Annotated in this window: 9 protein-coding genes; 3 read left to right on the top strand and 6 right to left on the bottom strand. The window is 61.4% G+C overall.

The features are described 5' to 3' along the window. Positions 1-255: 255 nt before the first annotated feature. On the bottom strand, positions 256-969 hold the full coding sequence (locus KB557_RS08470) for a biliverdin-producing heme oxygenase (protein WP_255133222.1): 714 nt from the start codon (positions 967-969) through the stop codon (positions 256-258). 86 nt (positions 970-1,055) lie between these two features. Here KB557_RS08470 and KB557_RS08465 point away from each other — a divergent pair, with 86 nt between their 5' ends. Continuing rightward, complete coding sequence (locus KB557_RS08465; protein WP_255133220.1) at positions 1,056-1,391, top strand: hypothetical protein; 336 nt, start codon at positions 1,056-1,058, stop codon at positions 1,389-1,391. On the opposite strand, the gene KB557_RS08460 is transcribed toward KB557_RS08465, so the two are convergent. Genes KB557_RS08460 through KB557_RS08445 form a run of 4 tightly spaced genes read right to left on the bottom strand, consistent with a single transcriptional unit; the run spans position 1,377 to position 4,253 of the window. Beyond that, positions 1,377-2,081 carry an aldehyde oxygenase (deformylating) gene (locus tag KB557_RS08460; RefSeq protein ID WP_255133218.1) on the bottom strand — a complete coding sequence of 235 codons (705 nt, stop codon included), beginning with the start codon at positions 2,079-2,081 and terminating at the stop codon, positions 1,377-1,379. The genes KB557_RS08465 and KB557_RS08460 overlap by 15 nt on opposite strands. After that, on the bottom strand, positions 2,078-2,785 hold the full coding sequence (locus tag KB557_RS08455; protein WP_255133216.1) for a glycosyltransferase: 708 nt from the start codon (positions 2,783-2,785) through the stop codon (positions 2,078-2,080). Before KB557_RS08455 ends, KB557_RS08460 begins: the two co-directional genes overlap by 4 nt. Next, a complete protein-coding gene (gene acsF, locus KB557_RS08450) occupies positions 2,782-3,795 on the bottom strand; it encodes a magnesium-protoporphyrin IX monomethyl ester (oxidative) cyclase (protein WP_255133214.1) in 1,014 nt (337 codons plus the stop codon). The genes KB557_RS08455 and acsF overlap by 4 nt, the downstream gene beginning before the upstream one ends. Continuing rightward, entirely contained in the window at positions 3,792-4,253 is a 462-nt protein-coding gene (locus KB557_RS08445; RefSeq protein WP_255133212.1) for a hypothetical protein, read from the bottom strand. The genes acsF and KB557_RS08445 overlap by 4 nt, the downstream gene beginning before the upstream one ends. A gap of 37 nt (positions 4,254-4,290) precedes the next feature. Between KB557_RS08445 and KB557_RS08440 the strand changes: the two genes are divergently transcribed. Further along, positions 4,291-4,665, top strand: coding sequence for an ArsR/SmtB family transcription factor (locus KB557_RS08440; RefSeq protein ID WP_399218879.1), 375 nt, complete (start codon positions 4,291-4,293; stop codon positions 4,663-4,665). 23 nt (positions 4,666-4,688) lie between these two features. Then, positions 4,689-5,342 (top strand): pentapeptide repeat-containing protein, encoded by a 654-nt coding sequence (locus KB557_RS08435; protein ID WP_255133210.1) that lies wholly within the window; start codon positions 4,689-4,691, stop codon positions 5,340-5,342. Here KB557_RS08435 and KB557_RS08430 read toward each other — a convergent pair. Next, complete coding sequence (locus KB557_RS08430) at positions 5,339-5,827, bottom strand: hypothetical protein (protein ID WP_255133208.1); 489 nt, start codon at positions 5,825-5,827, stop codon at positions 5,339-5,341. The genes KB557_RS08435 and KB557_RS08430 overlap by 4 nt on opposite strands. Positions 5,828-5,872 lie beyond the last annotated feature (45 nt).

The raw sequence follows: 5,872 nt of genomic DNA, 5'->3' as shown, positions 1-5,872 counted from the left end.
GATCCGGTTGCAACCGCAGAACCAGCAGGCTTCCCGGCAGAAGGGCAGGTGCACATACAGCGACAGGTGCGCTGGGTTGGGTTTGGCCAGTTCCGCCAACAGGTGGCTGCCCTGTACCCCCGGGTGGAAGGACTGGGCGGTGGGGTAACTGGTGTAGCGGGGCACTGGGCGGTCGTGACGCAGCAGCAGCTCTAGAGGCAGGGTGGCCGTAGCCATAGGGATTGATTGGGACGAGGTTTAGGAATTGGGCGATGCTTAAGCGGTGGTGCTGACGCTGGCAGGGGCGAGCTCCGCAAGGGCGCGTAGAAGCTTTTGATTGAGGCGGAAACCAGCCGGGGCTTCTTCCAGCAGGGCGGCTTCTTCAGCGTCGGTGAGGGGCCACTGCTCAATGCCGTTGTGCAATTCCTGCTTCAGCTCGGCGATTGGCCGCGGGAAATTCCAGAAGTTCACCGGGGGTAGCCCTGCCTTGGCGAGGATTTCATTGGCTTGCACGGCCAGTTGCTGGCCGCCGGAGAGGTCGCCGCCGTAACGCACGTACACATGGGCGAGGAACCGGGCTGGCGACTCCTTGGCCAGCGTCGTCAGGCTGGTCACCACGGTCTCCACCAGCGCATCGAGTTCAGCCAGCTCGGGGTGGTGGGCTACCACGTCGGCGTGGGCGGCTACGTCCTGCTCCAGGGTTTGGTGGCGGGAGAGGTCGGCCCAGGGAATGCCGCTGTGGCCAAGGCCATAGGGCAGGTTGGCCACAGCGGTCTCCAGGGCTGTGTAGATCGGCAACAGTGCACGGATCAGGCTGGCCAGCTGGAGGGGGGTGGCTTCCCCTTGCAGCAGCGAGCGGGAGAAAACCATGCCTTCGGCATCGCGATGGGCGGGGCCGATTACCCGGTGCAGTTTTTGGAGGCGGGGGCCGAGGGCAGCACGGCCCTGGTCGTGAATGGAAATCGGCAGGCTGGGGTGGGAGGCAGTCACGGGAGAAAATCAACTTGTTTAACGATATAATGAAAGCGTAGTAATGACATGTTGATTTACAAATGATTTCTGTCCGCCTCGCTTCCGTGCTTTTTGCTCCCCCGGGCTGTCTTAGTGGCGATGGCCAGTTGCGGGAGGTGTTTGAGGAGCGCATCCGTGGCCAGGAGCCTGCCGGCCAGGATCTCTGGTTTGTGTCCTCTGATCAGTTCTGTGAGCAGCTGCGCGATGCCCTAACCCAGCGGGGACTCCGACCCACTGGGCCTTTCGAACTGCTGATCAGCAGTGAACCCCATCTGCTGGTATGGCTGCAGGTGCGCTTTGGTGGGGAGCTGCTGGAGCATGTGGTCCTGCCGTGGGGCTTCCACGATCTGGCCGCTAGCCTGCCCCCCGCCGCCGCCCCAGTCGGTTTAGAGGTGCGCTAGAGCGCGGGCGACGGCCGAAGTGCTGATCGCCATCACTTCCTTGGGCTGAAAGCCGATCGCACCCAGGGAATCGTTCAAGAGACAGTTGAATTCAGCCACCAGTGCCTCGGGGGCGATGCCAATCGCCTCCAGGTCTGACCAGAGTTCCTGCAGGATTGTGAGGGTGGTGGGTAGTTCCCGGCGGCAGGCCTCAGCGATTTCCTCCCGGTAGCTGCTGAAATTGCGTTGCAGCCATTGCTCCCCATAGTTGAGGTGCAGATGTTCATCGTCTATCACCCAGGTGGTAATGCCCTTGGCGTAGGGGTCAGCCACCGGCAGATAGCAGTGATAGGCAGCAATTGCAAAGCATTCGATGATCAGGCACTGGATCACCAGGGGACGCACCAGGTCCCCCTGCTCTAGGGCACTGGTAAGGCTGTCGTGCAGGGGTTGGAAAAGTTTGCGAGCCAAGGGAATGTCGGCCTGCACCCTGAGATTGCGGCCACAGCCCACAAACTCCCGGGCATGGCGCGCTTCCATTGCCGCCAAGGCGAGTAGTTCCTCCCGGTCGGCGGGGATCGCATCTGCCAGCAGGCGGAAGTGATGGTCGGCGTGGTTTTCACCCATGATCACCACCCCGTTGATCAGGGCATAGGCCTTGCGGTAGGCCTCGGTGCTGTAGTCGATGGTTGGGGCTGTGGAGACGGTCATCGGGCGATGGCAAGGGGGGGATGGAGGGGGGCATTTAGCAGCTGATGGCCCTCAGACCAGCGGTCGGCTTCAGCGCAATTGAGGCAGTCGTCAAACCAGGGACCCCCGAGGGTGTAATGCAGGATTTTGGCTTCGGGGGGGATCGACTGCACGTCCAACAGCACGTTCCATTCGGCTGGTAGGGCGCCAATTTCAGCATCTTTTAACCAATGGAACTGGTGCAGTTCCAGGCCAGAGGCAGTGTTCACATAGGTGGGAGTGAGGGCGGTGCAGCTGCTGCAGTTGAACAACATCACCGACGACCAGTTCTTGCGCCGATAGGGGGTTTGGGGCATCCCCTGGAACTTTTGGCCAGCTTCACACTGGTGCTGGTGCTGAACCACCTGCACTGCCTTGCTTTCATCGCGGAGGGCCCAGAGCTCGGCGATGTCAGCAAGGCAGAGCATGTCTGCATCGATGAACAGGGCCCAGCCCTCGTAGCCCATCAGATAGGGCACGAGGAAGCGGCTGAAGGAAAAGGCAGTGCTCTGCAACGGATCCTGAGGCCGTTGATAGACGGACCCCAGTTGTTCCAGGCGCACCTGGGCGATTTGCACCGGCAGGCTGGCATGGGCCTGGATTGAATCCGTGAGCACATTCACCGCCACCCGTTCCCGGGGGTCGTAGCCGATGAATACCTGGGCCACCGGCGGGTGGTGCGTCATTGGCTGGCTTCCATCGGGTTGAACAGTTGGCGGATGGCATGGCCAGCAAACTGCAGTTTCAGGCCAAGGCTTTGGAAGCTACGTTGCAGCGACCAGTCTTGGGTGGCCAGGGATTGCAGTTGCTGGAAGCAATGCACCAGGCCATCGCGGTGGGCCAGGAAGCGATCGTCGCTCAGCTTGAACACCACCGGGAAGGCCTGGCGGGCGGTGCGGTTGGTGGCTTCAATAACTGCATCGTCAAAACGGCGGGCATCCATGCCAAGCAGTTCGTAGAAGTCACTGCGTTCTGCCACCGTGAGGCTATGGGTGAGAAACACCGACCAGAGGAAGAATCGGCTGAGCAGTTGACCGCGCAGCCCTTGGGTCATTTTTGGCCAGCATTGCAACAACACATTGAAGATGTCGCCGTGGCGGTTTTCGTCCTGGCACCAGGGTTCGAAGAAATCAAACAGCGGTGCAAAACGGTTGCCGGGATGGCCATCGAGGTGGCGCTTGATCAGGATGTAGCGCCAATAACCAATCTTTTCTGATAAATAAACGCTGTAGAGCACCCAGCTGAGTGGGAACCAGGTCACTGGCCGGCGGCCGCTCAACTGGGGTAGGTCGAGTTCGATACCTTCCAATACCAAGGCCCTGTTGAGGAAGCCAGCGTGGCGGGCCTCATCCCGGGCCATGAGCTGAAACAGCTCACCCATTTCCGGCCGTTGGGCTTCCTTCAAGCGGCGGGAGAGCTCTTTAAATAGCAGGAAGCCAGAAAATTCTGAGACGCAGGAGCGCACCAGATAGCTTTCGTAGGCCTCTTTCTCTTCTTGGCTAAGGGCTTGGAGACGATCGAGGGGGGCACGGCGATCAAAATGGTCGCGGTTGTGGTCGGCCTGCATTTCAGCCAGGAGGGCATCAAAGCGCTGGCGCGCTCCCTCCAGGTTTGTTTTGGCGGCTTTCTCGATTTCTGTGGTGTAGAAGCGCGGGGTGAGCAGGTCTTCGCGCAGATGGGGGGCGGAGCTGGTCATCGCTGGGCTTGCAGCAACGGGGAGTATTGGCGAATGCTTTTGCCTTGTTTCTGCTGGGCATTAGCCCGGGCGTAATCGATTGCGTCGATCCCATGGCGATGGTTGTGGAACCACTCCTGTACATCAATGAGTAATTGCATCCGCTGGATTGGGTCGTACTCGCATTGAGGTAATTCCTGGGTTACAAATTCCCGGATTTCCTGGTGGGCCAGCCGGTGGCCGAAACAGAGACTGTGCTCAGGAAGCAGCCAACGTTCTTCCAGTCGCAAATGCAGTCCTAATCGCTGCACCAGCTTGAGGAAACGCCGCTGCAACTCTGCGTCAGGGGCCTGAGCACCATGGGCGGCGATCAGAGCCTCCAGTTCCTGCTCGAGGCAATCGTGCTGGCGCTCCAGAACGGGCTTGCGACTTAACCAGTTTCGGGGCCAGGGCACCCTGCTGAATCGAAGCTTCATCATAGCCATCGTATTATCACGAAAACATTATACTGGATATATGTTCAAAGCGTTACCGGCAACCCATAGATCGCTGCTAGCGTTAAGCGAATTCACTCCCGTTAGCCCGATGGAAGCCCTGGCTGAGTACTTCAAAGTGTTCAGTGAGCCCAACCGTCTCGCTGTGCTTGAGGCCCTGCGCCAGGGATCCCTCAACGTGACAGCGGTGGTGGAAGCCACTGGCCTCAGCCAGGCCTTGGTTTCTAAACACCTGAAGCTACTCACGATCGCCGGGGTGGTGCGGCGCCGGCCCGAGGGCAGCCTTGTTTATTACCAGGTATTCGACCGCGGCGTATTCCGTTTGTTGGCCTTGGCGGAGAAGCAATTACAGGCCAGCCGGCAACAGCAGCTGACTGCTCTACAGTCGGTGCTCTGAGCCTTTTCTGGCAAGGTTGCTGGATGGATTACGCCGGCAACGCCCCGCTCCCCACCAGTCTTGATGGCCTGAGGCAACAACTCAGTGAAGGTCGCCTTTGCTTCCCCGGTCTCCAGCTGGAGGAGGTGAACTTTGCTGATCTTGAGTTGGCGGGCTGTGATCTCGGTAATGGTGATTTCAAGGCCAGTCGTTTTGGCCATGGCCGTCTAGCTGGGGCATTGCTTAATGACGCCTGTTTGCATCAGGCACTGCTCTGGGGCGCAGACTTGTCTGAGTGCCAGGCCCAGGGTTCCCAATGGCACGAGGCGGATCTATCCGGGGCCCGGCTCCAGGGGGCTGATTTCCAAGGGGCCTACCTGCACCGGGCCTGCCTGCGGGGGGTGATCGCCCCCCACAGCCATTGGCAGCAGGCCCGCTTGATTGAGGTGGATTTCCGTTCGGCCCTTGATCAACTCACCGACCTGGGCCAGGTGGATTTCCGGGGCGCCGACCTCAGCTTTGCCCAGTTCGGTGGCGCCCAGCTGCAAAAGGCCGACCTGCGCGGCACCTGCCTGTACCAGGCCAGTTTCCGCGCCGCCGACCTGCGCGGTGCCGACCTGCGCGGTTGCGATCTCTCCGCCAGCGACCTGCGCGAGGCGCAATTGGATGGGGCCCAGTTGGAGGGGGTGCAGACCTAGCCCAGCGCCACCAGCCAGCGGCCGCCGGCCCCCAGAAGCAGCGCTAGGCCGGAGCCCCACCAGAGCAGGCGGCCTTCGCCAAGCAACATCCTTCTCAGCAGCAGCAGGCTGGCCCCTACACCCGTAAACACAGCAGTGCTCTGGCAAAAGGCCAGCACATGGGGATCGGCACTCCAGCCCGGCCAAGCGGGGCCCAGGGTCACCGGCAGCAGTTGGCCCGCTTCGGTCATGGCTAAGGGCAGGTGCCGGGCCAGCAATACCCCCCAAACCAGGGGCAAGAGGCCGTAGAGCGTTTGGCGCCACTGCTCTGGGCTCACCAGGCGCCCTAGGGCCAGGGCCAGCAGGCTGGGCAGGCCCTGGGCCAGGGCGGCCAGGGGCAAGCGGGCCAGGGGGGGCAGGGCCTCCAGGGCCGGTTGCCAGTGGTGCAGGCACACGCCCCCCGCTAGCACCAACAGCAGCGCCGGTTCGCCTTCGGGCACGGTCATCTCCCGCTGCAGGTCGGCGGCGGGGGGCCGCAGGCTCAGCTGCAC

Source organism: Synechococcus sp. Cruz CV12-2-Slac-r, from assembly GCF_024346075.1.
Taxonomy (GTDB): domain Bacteria; phylum Cyanobacteriota; class Cyanobacteriia; order PCC-6307; family Cyanobiaceae; genus Synechococcus_D.
This window is presented reverse-complemented; position numbering and strand designations above follow the sequence as displayed.